Raw genomic sequence first — 15,433 nt, forward strand, 5'->3', positions numbered from 1 at the left:
ATATTGCTTGCCATGCCACGCCGCCCTTCTGCCGGCCCAGACTTGCTCAGAACAGATCGACCTCACCGCCGACCGGTTTGGTGACCAGCTTGGTGGCGTAGGCTTTTTCGCGATCCACCAATGTATTGTTATGCAATTGCTTCAGTTTCTTGACCAGCACCTTGCCGGTACGCGGAAAATAATAAACCTTGCGCGGATAGATATCATTAAGGTCTTCGGCCACTACCTTGATGCTCTCGGCCTTGAGATACTTGCGCACGAATTCTGCGTTGCGCTCGCCGACGTTGATCGCGGAGAACCCGCGCAACACGTTACCGCCGCCAAACACCTTGGCTTCCAGGTTGTCGCGCCGGGCGCCGGCCTTGAGCACATCATTGATCAGGATTTCCATCGCATAAGTGCCATAGCGCGCCGAGGCCGACACCGGGCTGCCGTCGTCGCCGCCGCCATCGGGCAGCATGAAATGGTTCATGCCACCGATGCCCGAGACCCGGTCACGGATACAGGCCGACACGCACGAGCCGAGGACGGTGACGATCATCATGTCCTTGTGCGTGAAAAAATACTCGCCCGGCAGGATCTTGGCCGCATCGCAGTCAAACGTGCGATCGTAATAGAGATTGGTGGCGAACTGTTCCGGGGCCTGTTGGCTCATGGCTTGGCCCTCGCACCGCGCTGCGCTGCGTTGAGCTCATAGACCGTCTTGCCCTTGAGTTTGAGTGCCTCAGAGACATACAGGAAATTCTCGGAATGCCCCGCAAACAGCAGCGCATGCGGCTTCATCAATGGCACGAAGCGCGACAGGATCTTGCTCTGGGTCGGCTTGTCGAAATAGATCATCACGTTGCGGCAGAAGATCACGTCGAACTGCCCGCTGATCGGCCAGCCGTCGGCCAGCAGGTTCAACTGCTTGAAAGTGATCAGCTTGCGCAGCTCCGGGCGCACCCGCACGAACCCCTCATGACTGCCCTTGCCGCGCAGGAAGAACTTCTTGGTGCGTTCGGGCGAAAGCTTTTCGATCCGGTCCATCGGATACACGCCGTTGGCGCCGGTGGCCAGCACATTGGTATCGATATCGGTGGCCACGATCTGCACCGGCGGCGTCAACGAGCCGTAGGCCTCGCACACGGTCATGGCGATGGTATAGGGTTCCTCGCCGGTGGAGGCGGCCGAGCACCAGATGGTGGCCGGCTCCTTAAGCGTCTTGAGAAAGTCGGCCAGGATCGGGAAATGATGCGACTCACGGAAAAACGACGTCAGGTTGGTCGTGAGTGCATTGGTGAATGCCTCCCACTCTTCCGAATCCTGGGTACGTTCCAGCGTGTCGAGATATTGCTGAAATGAATTGATGCCGGTCGCACGCAGGCGGCGTGCGAGACGGCTGTAGACCATTTCCTGCTTGCTGTCGGCCAGCGCAATGCCGGCCTTTTCGTAGATGAGTCCCCTGACTCGCTCGAAGTCACGTGAGGTGAAATCGAATTCCTTGCCGGACTCGCCCTTGCTTTGCACAGTAGGCTTCACTGTATTTCCTTCTCTGGCTGAGCGCATCGGTGATACGTCCGCATATGGCTAACAACCCGCCGCTGGTGCGAACGGGCTCCCCCTTGTCTAATAATCTATCAGCGGCCCGATGGGGTCAAGCGAATCAGCCTTTGAAATGAAGCGGTTTTACCCTCCTATTGCGCAAGGTCAATGCAGCGTTTTGATGCCTGTAGGCGCCGGACCTGGCTCAGGAACGCGAAACCCGGGCCGGCGCCCGCCCCGGCACGACCGCCGCCGGCTGGCTTTGCACCACGGGCGCGGCCGCTGCCGGCTCGGCGTGCATCGAACGGTAACCTATACGAAAACCGCCCCAGTGGCGGCCATTGACGTGAATCGGCACTGACAGATCGTGCATGACTTCGCCGGTATCGCGTTTATAAGTTTGCAACAGGAAAGGTTTGGTATTGGCACCGCAGCGTTTGCCGGTACGGTCGCTGAAGATGCGCTTGGTGCGGTTGTTTACCAGGTCGACGGCATAGTCGCCTGTCAGCGGCTGCGAGAACTTGCGATTGTGGGTGGGGAAATAACCGTTATTGTCGACCGCCCCCGCATACGCCAGTTGCGGCATGCGCTCCAGGATCGCCTCCTGCAGCGGTGGCAGCACCTGGTCGGTAAAGTTATCGAAGCGTGTCGTATGTTTTTGTGGCGAGGTATGGGCAATCGGCTTATAGCTGCGATCGAACAGATCGGTCTGCGAGATCTGTCCTGCGGCGATCGACTTTTCGAACAAGCGCCCGATATCACGCGCCGCCTGCAACGCCACCTCGCGCACCGCATCATGCGCGGTATGCGCCTGGCCCTCGGCAATCGCCTCGAACACCACCTCGGCGCGCTCCGACAACGCCATTGCCGACGCTGCCACGCGCGGCAGCGCGATATCCGTCTGCAGCATGCCATCGCGAATGGAAGTAATCGAATCGGCGATGTACTGCGTGGTCTGCACGTTCTCGCGCGAGGCCACGGCGATTTCTTCGATCTGCTCCTGCGACTGGCCGGCCGAGCGTTCAATGTTATTCAATAGTCCATGTACCCGCTCGACGTTCTGCGCCGCCTCCAGCACCCGCCCGCTCAGGGCATTCATGCCGCTGGCGGCGCGCTCGGCCTCTTCGGTGATGGCACGCACCATCACGCCGATATCATCGGTGGCTTCCTTGGTGCGTTGCGCCAGCTGCCGCACTTCACCGGCCACCACCGCAAACCCCCGCCCCTGCTCGCCCGCGCGTGCTGCCTCAATGGCGGCATTGAGCGCCAGCAGATTGGTGCGCGCCGCAATCTCGCTGATCACCTCGGTGATGCCGTGAATCCGCCGGGATTTTTCCTGAAGCTGCGCCATCATGCCCGAGGCCGCCTGCGCATCGCTGCGCGCCTGCACGATCTGTCGCAAGCCATGGTCCACCTCGGTACGGCCACTGACGCTTTCGCTACGCACTTCAGCGGCAATGGCCGAGGCGCGTTCTGCGTTGCTGGCGATTTGCGCGGTGGTCGCGGCGTTCTGGGCGGCGCTGGCGGCGATGCCATTGGCGGCATCGACGTCAGTATGGATCTTGCTCTTGATCGAATCGACGAAGAACGAGGTCTCGGCTGCGCCGATCATGATGTGATCGATCTCGTTGCCCACCTTGTCGATGAAGGGCGCCTGCCCGCCGCCATCACGGCGCCGCAATAACGCCAGGCACGACAGCGCCACCAGCACTGCCGTCACGCCGACCCAGGGCGCTGCCAGCCGGTGCGCGGTGTCGGCCGCCTCGATGCCGAACGCCAGCGCGCCGCCTGCCAGCAACGCCGCCAGCCACGGCAACGCACGTCTGACCCCATCCCGCGCGCCAATACCTGGCGCCGCTGTCTCGAACCCTGCCATGTTCATGTCTCCCTGCGGATATCCCGCTTGTTTGCACCCGCTTCCTGGCGGGCGTTATCGTGCATTGGCATGCAGGCGCACTGCCCCGCATTGTCCTGATGTTAGAGCCGCTAGCTTACGCGTAACTTATAACAATGACCGATAAAGCGGGGCCTGGCAGTTCGTTCAACGGACTGATCGTGTTATCTTGCCGGCTTTTCAAGAACCACCGGAGCCGCCATGCCCACCCAGGAAGAATTCGACGCCCTCAAGCAAAGCCATAACAACCTGCTGAACAAGTTCATCGAGAACAACACGGCGGACCAGATACTGTTTTCGACCTTGTTTACGGCAACGGCCGTGATGTCGCGCGACGGCAAGCAGTTTACCGATGGCGTCATCGGCATTGCCCGTTCGTTGGCAGCGCAACTGGGAGAAGGCGGCGGCATGCCGCAGGCCTTGCTCGACACGGTGGAGACCCGCATCGCCACCATCGAGACCCTGCTCAAGGACAAGTTCGACCACTGACGCCGCGCGGGATTGCGCGCATCCTTGAAGAACGCCACCGACGTACCGAAGTGATATTGCAATAAAAGACAGCGGCCCGCAGCCGCTGTCTTTTTATCAACGCCAGCCGCGATGCCAGCCATATTCCGGATGGTGCCAGCCCCAACCATAATGAGAATGATAGGCCCAGACGTAACCCGGGCCGGGCGAGACATAGGTAGGCTGCACGTAGACCACGCCTGGCGGTGCGACGTAGGCGGGACGAACCGAGGGTGGCGTGACTACACACCCACTCAGTGCTGCGACCATGACTGCAGCCGCAGGTAAAAACAATAAGGATTTCATGTCGACTCTCCAGCTTTTTGTTTGGCGGATGGTTTTTTTCGTCAGTGCTTGCCACTTCATTAGTGGTGAGCAGATAACGGCTGAGGCCGGCTAGGTGTCGACTTGAATTTGTTTGAATGTGTAACGGGATGACTCAACAAATGCGTCTCGGACATGGGTGGCTCTCACCGAAACGATGTTGATAAATCGTCACTCAAACGAAAGCGCCCCTGACCAAAGGGGGGGGGATAAGGTCAGAGGCCACAACCCGTGGGGAGCGGATTGAAGGCGGAGTCCCGGGCCCGAAACTGCCACCTTGAATTCAATATAATTCGCATCCTTCCGGCGCGCCATGCGCTACCGAACACAGTGCGAAAAAATTCGCCGTTCTGTTATAGTCCGCACCCGATTTTCGGCGTCGAGCTTCGAAGCCCCCCCCTCCCCCAAAAAAAGAAACAGAGCAAGAAAAATGAAAGAGATTTGTGCAGTAAGAATGCCGTCCAAGTTGGAAGGCAAGCAAAGTCATGCGTAACATCTTCTCGGTAGCATCCCTGCTCTTGCCCATTACCGCGTTATTAACCCCACTTGCTGAAGCACACAAAGTGATCGGCATCGCAGATGGCGACACCATGACCGTGCTGGTCGGCAAGAAGCCCGTCAAGATCCGCCTGGCCAACATCGATGCACCCGAGAAGGCGCAAACTTTCGGCCAACGATCAAAACAGTCGCTGTCAGATATTTGCTGGGGCAAGGATGCCCAGTTCGATGTCCAGAACCAGGATAGATATGGCCGCACAGTTGCAGTGGTCCGCTGCGGTGGCATCGAGGCAAATCGTAGCCAGGTGCAAAAAGGAATGGCCTGGGTCTATCCGAACTACAACAAGGATGCAGCACTACCGCCGCTTGAACAGGCAGCACGAGGCGCGAAGGCCGGGCTATGGAGCGATCCACACGCACAGGCGCCATGGGACTTCAGGCATAGGGGCAAGAGTACGCAGGATGCAACATGCCATGTCGGCCCACAAGGCGGGCGATACCAGTTGATCAATGGGAAGAAACGCTATGGCTGCTGAGCCGGATCGCGTCCAGGTCTGGGGAGCAAACCTATAGCGTTGAATAATTGTCTTGATAGGTGAAAAAGACACTGGCCCCTGGCTTTCGTCAGGGCGACAGCGGTTGATTCATAAGTATCCCCCGTCCAGCAAAAAAGCTGACATAGGCGTTTTTTACTTGCCAACTGTTTCAGTTGAAACATTGGCGTCCAGCATTGAAATGCAATCGTAACGGCAGGCGCTCAAGATGCATCCATACCAGATGCATTTCAACCTTCAACCCAGGGAGCCAACCATGCGACTCTATTGCTTCTGCTTCATCACTGCCGTTACCCTGCTGTCCTCCGCTGGCGCGCATGCAAAAAACTACGGACCTTTTCGCACCGGTGACGACGGATGGTTCATGCAGGTGATGAGCGCCCTTGCCGGCATCGCATAACAAGAAAACTTAACCTGGAGAATCAAATGGATACCATCTTCCAACTTGCGTTTCAACTGGCTCACTGCGAAATCCCCACCATCGTCGCCGGCATGTTTGTCAGGGTCATCTGACCCATCGACTTATCGACCGGATCGAGACGACCACATGCCCGCCCCGCCCTGACAAGCCGCCAGCTTGCTCTCTTGTGCAGCGTCTACTTCGGCTCGGCAGAAAAGCAAAGGGTCAATTCATCTTACGTCTCGGACAATCGTAGTTCGCACTTTCGTTGAACAAGACGACCCGTCATACGCGGCACCATCAGAATAAGTTTCAAGCGCAAATAAAAAAGCACCGAACCGGAAATTCCGATTCGGTGCTTTTTTCCTTAGGGCTTTCGCCGCAAGGCTTGATTCTAATGGTCGGGACGGAGTGATTCGAACACTCGACCCCTTGCACCCCATGCAAGTACGCTACCAGGCTGCGCTACGCCCCGACTGAGCGCGCAATTATAACAGCATGAATTGCCTTGCGCTCAACTGTTTCTGAAAAACATTAAATAATTTTTCACCTCGGCGAACAGCTGGTCGACCAAGTCGACAGTTGCCGCGATACTGCTGCCGACCTGCCGAAGCAATGAAACTGGCTGAATGCAAAAAAGCGCGACGCCGCTTGAGCGGTGTCGCGCCTTGTCGGTTTGCTACAAGCGTGCCGGGAAAGCCATCATCGTCGGCATTTGATGGGCCGATTGCCCCAGGTTTTCCGTCCTGGTGTAAACATCATTCTTGCCGGTGTGCGGGCTATGCCAGCCATTGTTACCGGTGAACTCGGGATAATATTGAATACTGCGCGGTTGGCCAACTGCGGTCACCAGGAAGCCATCTGCATTCAACACCCATTTCTGGGTGCTTGCACTGCTACAGGCAACGATTTCCAGTGTTGAATCCTTTTTTCCCTTTGGCGCTTCGTTGGGCGCGGCCAGGCAGGTATCCTTCTTTGCCCTCGACTTGAATTGCTTCTCTTCTGCGTCATAACCCCACACCTGGGTACGACTACCGTCTATGCATCGCTCCAGGGTAACCGAGCCCGTCCCGGCATTGGCCGTCAGGCACATGGAGTTGTCACGGTAAAAGGGGTCCACCCCACCAGCCTGCAGGCGTATGTTCTGCTCCGGATAAAAATAAGGTGAGCTCCAGTCAACGGTGAAACTCTGTTCCACCACCGGCATGGTGCCGGTTTTTACCTCGGCGGTGAACTTGAGAATATTAGGAATAGGCAACACCAGAGCCTCAGGCGGAATCAGCGGTGGCAAACCCTCCAGCGTCGGCAACGTCGGCAGCGTAGTCGGCTTCGGCAATACACCCGCAATCAGCGTCGGCAAGGAAAACACCGGTAACGCGCGTCCAAGCAAGGTGCCGGTTTCCACGCTGGTGCCTACCGTGAACGTGCTGGTCCCGACGGTGCCCTTGTCAGCCTTGAAGATTGCCTGGAACGACGGCGTGAAATTGGCGTAGCTCATCGCCGAGAATTTATTCTTGTCGATGATCCAGCTGTCGTCCAGCAGGGGCAATGTGCCAAAGCAGGTATTGAGATCCTTCTTGCGCAGGTAGTCGCAGACACGATCTCCTTCAATTCGCGCATTCCACGTCCACCTGGCGGCGCTCGAGGAACTCTTGTTTTCGACCGTGTATTCACTGGTGCTGAACGAGACGTTGCGCACATTGTTTTGCAGCACGTTACCCTGCAGTTGCCCCGACACTTCAAACTCGCCGCCGAGATTGCCGCTGAGGGTGGCCACAGGCGGGCTCGCCGTATTGATGCTGGCGCCGACATTGCCACTGATGAGGGCGGAGGCACCGACGGTACCGGTGATGCCCGCCGTGATGCCGCGGGTTTCTCCGATGTTGGTGGAGGCGTTGCCGTTATGCGGATAAGTTTCAATCAGTCTCACTGCAGGCGAAGCACTGCCCTGGCTGATCCAGAATCGATACTTGTTGGCAAAAGGCCCGACAAAATCCCCGCGCGCCTTCCCCGGAAAAGCCGGGCTTATCTGCGTGGCGAACGTTGCTTCCTGACGCAACTCGTCACTCAGATGCCAACCCGTACCGCCGCCTTCGGCAGGCGATACGGTAACAATGACGTACTTCGCGTTTTCCGTGCGAATCATGCGCCCGCTGGCATCGGTTTTGTGGATTGCCTTGGAGCCGGTCATGTCGATCTTGTAGTTGATTTCGACACTGGCGCCAGCGGCGCAATAGTCCTCTTGCTTGTACACGAAATCAACCATGTAATTAGGATCGATACGGGCTTTTTCCCAGTCGGTCTTTGGGTCTGGCGTGTGCTTCGGCAGGGCGCAAGCCATGTTTTCCCTGAGCAGGGTCACGGTGGCCGTGGCGCCGGTAAGCGGCACAGACGGATTTTTCTCAGCGACCTTCCGGTCCTTCCCCGCCGCTAGCTTCGTCTTTACGAATGAAGGCTGGTCGCGCTGGTCGGTCACATTGAATTTATCGAGAGCATCCGTCAGCTTCCCCGCAGAAACATTGTCGCGAACAATCAGGTACGCCGGCCCCATCCTGGTTTTTTTCAGATAAACGCGCATGGCGTCGGTGACGGCAATTCCGCCCAGCTCACCCATCAGCGCAGCTTTCTTCGCGAGATCGCTGGACAAGTCGAAAACCAGCACGTCGCCTTGGTCGTACGCCTGAATCAGTGCAGAACTTTGAATGTTGGAATTGACGTCCACCGGTATCGGTGTCGATTTAGCAATTGCTTGGGGCGCGTAAAGCATTGTCCCGAGACAGGCGCCAGCGATCGCTGAAAGGAAGACATTTTTCATTACAAACTCCAGTTGAATGAAATCGCAGGAGATCGTGTTGATCCCTTTCCCTCCCTGGCAACAATATTATTCTTTTAGAAACAATATTGTTTTACAGCATTTTTTACGGAAAGGTTGTTATTTTTGCAATTTTTTCATTCAAACCTGGCGGTGTCGGGCAAAGATAATCCACGAGATGTGATCATCCCGACGCGGCTACGCTGCCGCCGATAAACCAGCAGCACGTGATTGCGCATTACGTGTGAAAAACGTTATTTGAAAAATATTAAGATATTTTTTTGCGGAGGAAGCAGAAGGTCAACCGAGCCGCCAATTGCTGCGGTGCTGCCCTTTGGAACGGATGATATGCATCTCGTCATCTGCGTTGACTGCTTCTGCAAAGCCTTGGGGAGTGCGCCGGAATACTTCTTTGCCGGCACGCGTGAGATTGAATGCACCACCAAGATTGGGGATGCCAAGCCCCTTGGAAATGACGCTCTTGACCACTGGCCGCGGCACGATGCGGAATTCGCCCTTGAACACGCTATACATCCAGCGCAGTTCTTCACCTGTCAGTTCGAGTTCCATTTTGATTTCCTTCTGGAAATAAAATAAATCCTATCACGAAGCCCATTGCGCTAACGCAATGATTTCGCTCATCAGCAGCAAAAAACCGCTAATGGTTGACGAGCAGTAAAGGAATCGTTGGAAATTTGGCGTCATCCACGCCAAAGCTTGCCATCGCTACAACGTGCCGTTTTCTAATGAAACCCGGTCCCTCAGCGAGCGCTGAAAAATTCCTTCATCAGGAAAGCCTGCAATCCCTGGGTATCGGTCAGGCGCGCCGACAAGGTCACTACCCTGCCCAGTCGTTGCGAGTCCCAACTGAAGTCGCCCGAATAATATTTACGGATCAGGGCGATCATGCTGTCGACAATGGCCAGCTCGACATTGCCGCCGGGTCCGGCGTCGACCTCGATGGTTTGCCGCTGGCTGCGGCGCTGGTCATCGGTCCAGCCCCTAAACGAATACTGAGCCACACGCGGGCCTTTGCTGATGATCTCGAACACGCCATTGGTGCCGCGACCACGACGCTCCTGGAAGGCGATATTGGCGCGCGCGATGTCATTGGCCGAGGGGTTCTCTGCGGCCCGAGCGGCGGCGTTCTCTTTGGCGGCGACATCCTCCGCCGCCTGGCGGCGCTCACGGTTGCGATTCATCATCGAACTGAAGTCCATCTCCGGCGCGGCCTCGGCGACCGGCGCGGTGATCGAATTGGGCGTCGGGGGCGCCTGCGGAGGCGCCGCCGCACGTGCAGTCTGACGTGGCGGGGCAGCGCGCTTTGGCGCAGGCTTGGTCACCGCTTTCTTCGGCTGCACCGCTGGCTTGGGCTCGGCGCGCGGCGGCTCGGGACGTGGCGCTGGCGGCTTGATGAAGGTAACTTGCAACGGGGCATCCGGCTTGCCCGGCGTTTCCAGCTTCGGCGGCACATCGAGCTTGGCGCGCAACACCGAAAACAGGATCACGTGCACCAATACCGACAGTGCCAAGCCGAGCACCGTCCTGCGGCGCGCGCGTGAAACCGAATCGGATTGGATCAACGAACTGAAAAAACTCATACCTTGCGGCAGCAATGCCGGAGCGTCCGGCCAGAGGTCTCGAGGTGAAATGGAAATGAGGCCTGCAGGCCTCATCGTTTATGTCCAACACAACATTCTAACGTCTTGCGCCCCGATATGGCGAACCAGGCCCCTGCCCATCGGCCAAACTGAGTAAATCAGCGTCGCCAATGACCGCGATGCCCACCCCAGCCGCCGCCGTAACCGAAGTAGAACGACGACGAGTAAGGTGCCACATACACCGGTTGCGCCGGATAGGCGCCATAGGCACCATAAGCGGGATAGGCAGGGTAAGTCGGATAAGCCACCGGCGCGCCACCATAATAAGAATCATAGGGAACAGCCACGCAGCCAGCCAGCGCCAAGGCCGGTACCAGCACCAGCAGGATGCGCGAGAATTTACGGATCATGATCATGCTCCTCAGGCCCGAGGTCGATTTGGCACCGACGCACGAGCCGACAATCTGTCGACTATGGCGCACATGCCTAAAACACACCATCAGGCTTACCATTTGTTACGCGGCATGGTTCCTGGCAGGGCTTATATAATCATGCAGCGCCGCCTAGCCGGTCAGTCATTACAACAACGTCGAGACCTTTATCGGGCGGCAGCACCGCCCCACCAATTAATTGCCCATGACATCCTCCCGCACCCTGCCCCGCCCCGTCGTCGTCATCGCACCGGACTCATTCAAGGGGTCGCTGAGCGCCGAACAGGTTGCCAGTGCCATCGGCGCCGGCATCCAAGCCGCCATCCCGAATGCCGAGATACGTCTGAAACCCATTGCCGATGGCGGTGAAGGCACGCTCGATGCCTTGCTGCATGCGGGCGGCCAGCGACTGGACGTGCGTTGCCGCAATGCGGCCGGCCAACCTATGCAAGCGCCGGTCGGTCTGCTCGACAATGGCAGCGCAGTGATCGAGTCGGCCTCGATCGTCGGCCTGACCGATACCGATGGCACGGCAGTGACGGTCGACCAGCGCAGCACGCTGGGTATTGGCGATGCACTGCTGGCCGTGCTGGAACACGACGTCAGCCAGGTGCTGGTGGCGCTGGGCGGCAGCAGCACCAACGATGGCGGCGCCGGCCTGCTGGTTGCGCTGGGCGCTCGGTTGCTCGACGCCGAAGGTTGCGAGGTGCCGCCGCTGCCGTCGCAATTGCACCGCGTCGCCAGCGTTGATGCGTCGGCCATTGACGCGCGGGTGGCAAAGGTCAAACTCGTGGCGATGTCGGACGTCGACAATCCGCTTTGCGGCGAACATGGAGCCACCGCCGTATTCGGGCCACAGAAAGGCGTGTTGCCGGAGCAGGTGGCAACGCTCGATGCGGCGCTCGGTCATTTCGCCGAGGTATTGGAGCGTGCGTTGGGACGCCATGCGAAAGACCTGCCGGGCGCAGGTGCCGCCGGCGGCCTTGGTTATGCTTTGCTGATGCTGGGTGGGCATTTCCAGTCCGGCGCAGAAACCGTGGCCGACCATATTGGCCTGGACGATGCGCTCGCGGGCGCGCACTGGATGATTACCGGCGAAGGCCGCAGCGATGCCCAGACACTGCACGGGAAAGCACCCTTCATCGCCAGCCAGCGCGCGCGTCGCGCCGGAGTGGAAACCACGCTGCTGTCAGGCGGCATCGATCGCAAGTCGCTGGATCGCTTGCAGGGCAGCTTCGCCGGCTGCTTTTCGATTGTCTTCGGCCCTACCCGGCTGGAAGACGCCATTGCCGATGCGCCACAGTTATTGCAAGCCAGTGCCGAGCAGATTGCGCGGTTGTGGCATACCCGCTGAGGCGAGATTTATTCAACTTGGAACACGTCCTCTCCCGAGGGCGTTTTTTCAACGTAACGGCTTTGCGCGTTGCCACGGTGCATGAATGATTTCCCTAAAGGAAATTACACCCGTTACGCCCCATCACGATCTCGCTCGAATCGCCAGAAGCCTCATGTTTTATGACGCAGCGCGGCATTTGCGGTGCTAGAATCAGCAAACGCGTCATCGGCATTTACTAATAATAAATAATTACCTGCCGAACGACCGGATTAATGGCAATTCGCAACATTACTTCAAGCAACCTTGCTGCATTGCAATAACTGTCCGCCCTGCAGTCGCCTTTCGATTGCGCATCATCTGCTGATCTCGTTTCACGCACTTTCTCTGCGCTAGTAAAGCCTTTACAGCGCCCCCCGATCCACGCACGTCCGTTGCGCTGGCAAACCCTGTGCGCGTGATTAATTATTCCAATTAACAAAAATGAAAATACATTACCGAAGAGAAATCGATGGCCTGCGGGCCGTTGCAGTGGTTGCGGTCGTGCTGTTTCATGCGGGGTTCGATGCATTTTCCGGCGGTTACACAGGCGTCGACATCTTCTTTGTCATCAGCGGCTTTCTCATTTCGCTCATCCTGATCAAGGAACTCGACACCGGGACCTTTTCTATCGTCTCGTTCTATGAGCGTCGTGCCCGCCGCATCATGCCGGCATTGTTGCTGGTGATGCTCGCCTGCCTTCCTTTCGCCTGGTTTCTGCTATCTCCGCCCGACATGAAGGGCTTCGCGCAGAATGTAGTGGCCGTGATGCTGTTCGCATCCAATATCTTCTTCTGGCGCTCGGCTGGATATTTCGACTCAGACTCCGACCTCAAGCCGCTGCTGCACACGTGGAGCCTGTCGGTCGAAGAACAGTTCTACATCTTCTTTCCGCTGATTCTCTGGCTGTGCTGGCGTTACGCCCGCCGTGCCACGCCGCTGATTCTCACCGTCATCCTGCTGGCCAGTCTTTGGGCCGCCCACAAGATGGCGCCGGTTGCGGCAGGTGCCAATTTCTTCCTGCTACCCACGCGCGCCTGGGAGTTATTGATCGGCACCCTGTGCGCCATGCACGTGTCGCGAAAAAACTATGTGACACCCACAGGAATGGTGCCCGAGATCGGTAGCCTGGTCGGGTTGGCGGCCATTGTCTATTCCATCTTTGCGTTCGACAAAAATACGCCCTTCCCCAGTTTTTACGCTCTCGTTCCAACGGTGGGTGCCGCGCTCATCATCCTTCTGGCCACGCAGCAAACCATCACCGGCCGCTACATCCTTGGCAACCGGCCCACTGTCCTGATCGGATTGATCAGCTATAGCGCCTATCTCTGGCATCAACCGCTGTTTGCCTTTGCGCGCTACGACAGCGCCAACGGGCTGACCGCGTGGCAGCTCTGCGCGCTCGCGGTGATCGCATTCGTTCTTGGGTATTTCACCTGGAAATATGTGGAGGCGCCATTTCGCAGTAAATCCACCGTCACGCGCAAACAGATCTTTTCGTTTGCGGCGCTCGCCTCGAGCCTGTTCCTGGCGGTGGGATTGGCCGGCCATGTCTCGAAGGGTTTCGTGATGCGCATGGACCCGACAGCCGTGGCCTATCTCGATAAGTTTGATCTGCGTTATCCGACATGGTCGTATTACAAGACCAGTGACTGGTTTAACAATTTCAGAATCGAATGCGATTACTACGACGTGCCCAAACAATGGTCGGGCAACAGTACCCAGATGCCGAAACAGATTTCCAGCAGCTGCCACACCCGGGACGCTCAGAAAAGCCACGCCATCTTCCTGTGGGGTGACAGCCATGCGCAGCAGTTCTATAGCGGCCTGAAGAAAAACCTGCCGCAGTCATGGCAGATCCTTCAGATCGCTTCATCCGGATGCAGGCCCATGCTGGTCATGGCCGACAGCGCCGACAACTACTGCACCCACTCGAACTTCCACGCGCTGCAGAGCATCGGGGCGAATCATCCTGAAGTGGTCCTGATCGCGCAGGAACAGGGCCATGACATCGCACACATGCAGAAAATGGCCGAAGCGTTAAAGGCGCTGGGCGTACGAAAAGTCCTGTTCGCCGGCCCCACTCCCCACTGGCAAAAAGGCGGCTTGCCGACCTTGATTGCTACCCGGTTCTGGGGCCATGTTCCGGACCACACCTTTTATGGCTTGAACATGAAGGTGAAGGGAATCGACGACCGTTTCAAGGCAGATTTCCACAATGCGCCCCAAGCCGAATATGTCAGCCTGTTCGACCACTTCTGCAACGCGGCAGGATGCCAGACCATCGTGAATGGCTCCATCGACAATGTGACGACGTACGATTACGGGCATCTCGCGGCGATTGCATCCGATTCGATTGCCAGATCGGCGCTGGTACCGAAGATACTTGAGACCGAGGCAGCACAGACATCAACCGCCATCGTCACTCACTTCAACCCAAACACTTCGGCCAGCAACTCATAAGAGCGCATGCGCGCCGCGTGATCGTGGATGATGCTCACCACCATCACTTCGGATGCACGATAACTCCGGGCCACCGCTTCGATCTGCTGGCGGACGGTGGCCGGACTGCCGATGATCGCGCGCCGCCCTGGCGGCAACGCGTCAATGGTCATCTGCTGCTGCTCGAAGAAGCGTAATGCGGTCTGCACCGAGGGCACCTTGTCCAGCCGTCGGCCGCTATGCATGTGCCACAGGCGCATCGCATAACTGCTGGCGAGCTCCCGCGCTTGCGCATCGGTGTCGGCGCAGATGACCTGCAATGCCACCCCGCTATGGGCCTGCCCCATCTCTGGCGATGCGATGAAATCGCGATGATAGGCGTCGCACACAGCGGCGCCTGCGGCATGGATGAAGTCGGCAAACATGTAAGGCAGCCCCAGTTCGGCAGCCCAGATACCGCTCTGGGAAGATGAGCCGAGCAGCCAGGTTTGCGGCGTTTCAGGGCGGCCAGGCAGCTCTGCCAGACGTGCAAACGGGTGTTCTGCAGGTACGCAATCGAGCTGATAAGCCAGCAGTTCGTTGAGCTGTTCGAAGAAGTCGTCAGCCGGACGCTGGCGGCGATCACGCTGCAGCGCCGATGCCGTCAGCGAATCACTGCCCGGTGCGCGCCCCAGGCCAAGATCGATACGACCCGGGTACAGGCCTGCCAGCATGCCGAACGACTCGGCCACTTTCAGTGGACTGTAATGCGGCAACATCACGCCACCGCTGCCGACCCTGAGACGACGGGTGGTGGCGGCAATGGGGCCGATCAACACCTCCGGGCTGGCGCATGCCAATGAAGGGCTGCCATGATGCTCGGCCACCCAGTAGCGATGAAAGCCGAGCCGGTCCGCCAGTTGCGCCAGTTCCAATACGTTGCGCAGCGCCTGTGCGCTGCTGGCGCCTTCCGAGACGGGAGCCTGATCGAGTACGCTGATTTTCATGAGACGAGATCGCTAACAAATCAAAAAATGGACCTTAGCATGACACCGGGATACGCGTATCCCCGCCGTCGATCTCGCCTTAAAGAAC

Annotated in this window: 14 protein-coding genes and 1 tRNA gene; 5 read left to right on the forward strand and 10 right to left on the reverse strand. The window is 58.0% G+C overall.

Annotated features, from left to right (window positions below; genetic code table 11):
• Nucleotides 1–46: 46 nt before the first annotated feature.
• From cheD to LBW87_RS00620, 3 genes are all read right to left on the reverse strand, one after another.
• Nucleotides 47–655 (reverse strand): chemoreceptor glutamine deamidase CheD, encoded by a 609-nt coding sequence (gene cheD / locus LBW87_RS00610; protein ID WP_225199504.1) that lies wholly within the window; start codon nucleotides 653–655, stop codon nucleotides 47–49.
• Entirely contained in the window at nucleotides 652–1,521 is an 870-nt protein-coding gene (locus LBW87_RS00615; protein ID WP_225199505.1) for a CheR family methyltransferase, read from the reverse strand. The genes cheD and LBW87_RS00615 overlap by 4 nt, the downstream gene beginning before the upstream one ends.
• A 208-nt stretch (nucleotides 1,522–1,729) precedes the next feature.
• On the reverse strand, nucleotides 1,730–3,400 hold the full coding sequence (locus LBW87_RS00620; RefSeq protein WP_225200318.1) for a methyl-accepting chemotaxis protein: 1,671 nt from the start codon (nucleotides 3,398–3,400) through the stop codon (nucleotides 1,730–1,732).
• A 219-nt stretch (nucleotides 3,401–3,619) separates the two neighbouring features.
• Between LBW87_RS00620 and LBW87_RS00625 the strand changes: the two genes are divergently transcribed.
• Nucleotides 3,620–3,907, forward strand: coding sequence for a hypothetical protein (locus tag LBW87_RS00625; protein ID WP_225199506.1), 288 nt, complete (start codon nucleotides 3,620–3,622; stop codon nucleotides 3,905–3,907).
• Nucleotides 3,908–4,003: 96 nt separating this feature from the next.
• On the opposite strand, the gene LBW87_RS00630 is transcribed toward LBW87_RS00625, so the two are convergent.
• Nucleotides 4,004–4,231, reverse strand: coding sequence for a hypothetical protein (locus LBW87_RS00630; RefSeq protein WP_225199507.1), 228 nt, complete (start codon nucleotides 4,229–4,231; stop codon nucleotides 4,004–4,006).
• A gap of 503 nt (nucleotides 4,232–4,734) precedes the next feature.
• Between LBW87_RS00630 and LBW87_RS00635 the strand changes: the two genes are divergently transcribed.
• A complete protein-coding gene (locus LBW87_RS00635) occupies nucleotides 4,735–5,283 on the forward strand; it encodes a thermonuclease family protein (RefSeq protein ID WP_225199508.1) in 549 nt (182 codons plus the stop codon).
• A 274-nt stretch (nucleotides 5,284–5,557) separates the two neighbouring features.
• A complete protein-coding gene (locus LBW87_RS00640; RefSeq protein WP_225199509.1) occupies nucleotides 5,558–5,701 on the forward strand; it encodes a hypothetical protein in 144 nt (47 codons plus the stop codon).
• A 398-nt stretch (nucleotides 5,702–6,099) separates the two neighbouring features.
• Here LBW87_RS00640 and LBW87_RS00645 read toward each other — a convergent pair.
• From LBW87_RS00645 to LBW87_RS00665, 5 genes are all read right to left on the reverse strand, one after another.
• A tRNA-Pro gene (locus LBW87_RS00645) sits at nucleotides 6,100–6,176 on the reverse strand.
• A gap of 204 nt (nucleotides 6,177–6,380) precedes the next feature.
• Nucleotides 6,381–8,516, reverse strand: coding sequence for a leukocidin family pore-forming toxin (locus LBW87_RS00650; protein ID WP_225199510.1), 2,136 nt, complete (start codon nucleotides 8,514–8,516; stop codon nucleotides 6,381–6,383).
• Nucleotides 8,517–8,813: 297 nt separating this feature from the next.
• Nucleotides 8,814–9,083 carry a hypothetical protein gene (locus LBW87_RS00655; RefSeq protein ID WP_225199511.1) on the reverse strand — a complete coding sequence of 90 codons (270 nt, stop codon included), beginning with the start codon at nucleotides 9,081–9,083 and terminating at the stop codon, nucleotides 8,814–8,816.
• A gap of 191 nt (nucleotides 9,084–9,274) precedes the next feature.
• The gene (locus tag LBW87_RS00660; RefSeq protein WP_225199512.1) at nucleotides 9,275–10,054 is read right to left on the reverse strand and encodes a hypothetical protein; all 780 of its coding nucleotides are present in this window, start codon (nucleotides 10,052–10,054) and stop codon (nucleotides 9,275–9,277) included.
• Nucleotides 10,055–10,272: 218 nt separating this feature from the next.
• Nucleotides 10,273–10,524 carry a hypothetical protein gene (locus LBW87_RS00665; RefSeq protein ID WP_225199513.1) on the reverse strand — a complete coding sequence of 84 codons (252 nt, stop codon included), beginning with the start codon at nucleotides 10,522–10,524 and terminating at the stop codon, nucleotides 10,273–10,275.
• A 226-nt stretch (nucleotides 10,525–10,750) separates the two neighbouring features.
• Here LBW87_RS00665 and LBW87_RS00670 point away from each other — a divergent pair, with 226 nt between their 5' ends.
• Together LBW87_RS00670 and LBW87_RS00675 are read left to right on the forward strand one after the other, a co-directional pair.
• Complete coding sequence (locus LBW87_RS00670; RefSeq protein WP_225199514.1) at nucleotides 10,751–11,899, forward strand: glycerate kinase; 1,149 nt, start codon at nucleotides 10,751–10,753, stop codon at nucleotides 11,897–11,899.
• A 462-nt stretch (nucleotides 11,900–12,361) separates the two neighbouring features.
• The gene (locus LBW87_RS00675; protein ID WP_225199515.1) at nucleotides 12,362–14,380 is read left to right on the forward strand and encodes an acyltransferase family protein; all 2,019 of its coding nucleotides are present in this window, start codon (nucleotides 12,362–12,364) and stop codon (nucleotides 14,378–14,380) included.
• Here LBW87_RS00675 and LBW87_RS00680 read toward each other — a convergent pair.
• Nucleotides 14,344–15,345, reverse strand: a complete 1,002-nt coding sequence (locus tag LBW87_RS00680) for an LLM class flavin-dependent oxidoreductase (protein WP_225199516.1) — start codon at nucleotides 15,343–15,345, stop codon at nucleotides 14,344–14,346. The genes LBW87_RS00675 and LBW87_RS00680 overlap by 37 nt on opposite strands.
• Between the last annotated feature and the right edge of the window lie 88 nt (nucleotides 15,346–15,433).

The organism is Herbaspirillum sp. alder98 (assembly GCF_020179755.1).
Lineage (GTDB): Bacteria > Pseudomonadota > Gammaproteobacteria > Burkholderiales > Burkholderiaceae_D > Herbaspirillum.

Coding starts and splice junctions, on each gene's coding strand:
- cheD (WP_225199504.1), bottom strand. CDS start 655: ATGAGCCAACAGGCCCCGGAACAGTTCGCCACCAATCTCTATTACGAT.
- LBW87_RS00620 (WP_225200318.1), bottom strand. CDS start 3,400: ATGGCAGGGTTCGAGACAGCGGCGCCAGGTATTGGCGCGCGGGATGGG.
- LBW87_RS00625 (WP_225199506.1), top strand. CDS start 3,620: ATGCCCACCCAGGAAGAATTCGACGCCCTCAAGCAAAGCCATAACAAC.
- LBW87_RS00630 (WP_225199507.1), bottom strand. CDS start 4,231: ATGAAATCCTTATTGTTTTTACCTGCGGCTGCAGTCATGGTCGCAGCA.
- LBW87_RS00635 (WP_225199508.1), top strand. CDS start 4,735: ATGCGTAACATCTTCTCGGTAGCATCCCTGCTCTTGCCCATTACCGCG.
- LBW87_RS00640 (WP_225199509.1), top strand. CDS start 5,558: ATGCGACTCTATTGCTTCTGCTTCATCACTGCCGTTACCCTGCTGTCC.
- LBW87_RS00650 (WP_225199510.1), bottom strand. CDS start 8,516: ATGAAAAATGTCTTCCTTTCAGCGATCGCTGGCGCCTGTCTCGGGACA.
- LBW87_RS00655 (WP_225199511.1), bottom strand. CDS start 9,083: ATGGAACTCGAACTGACAGGTGAAGAACTGCGCTGGATGTATAGCGTG.
- LBW87_RS00665 (WP_225199513.1), bottom strand. CDS start 10,524: ATGATCCGTAAATTCTCGCGCATCCTGCTGGTGCTGGTACCGGCCTTG.
- LBW87_RS00670 (WP_225199514.1), top strand. CDS start 10,751: ATGACATCCTCCCGCACCCTGCCCCGCCCCGTCGTCGTCATCGCACCG.
- LBW87_RS00675 (WP_225199515.1), top strand. CDS start 12,362: ATGAAAATACATTACCGAAGAGAAATCGATGGCCTGCGGGCCGTTGCA.
- LBW87_RS00680 (WP_225199516.1), bottom strand. CDS start 15,345: ATGAAAATCAGCGTACTCGATCAGGCTCCCGTCTCGGAAGGCGCCAGC.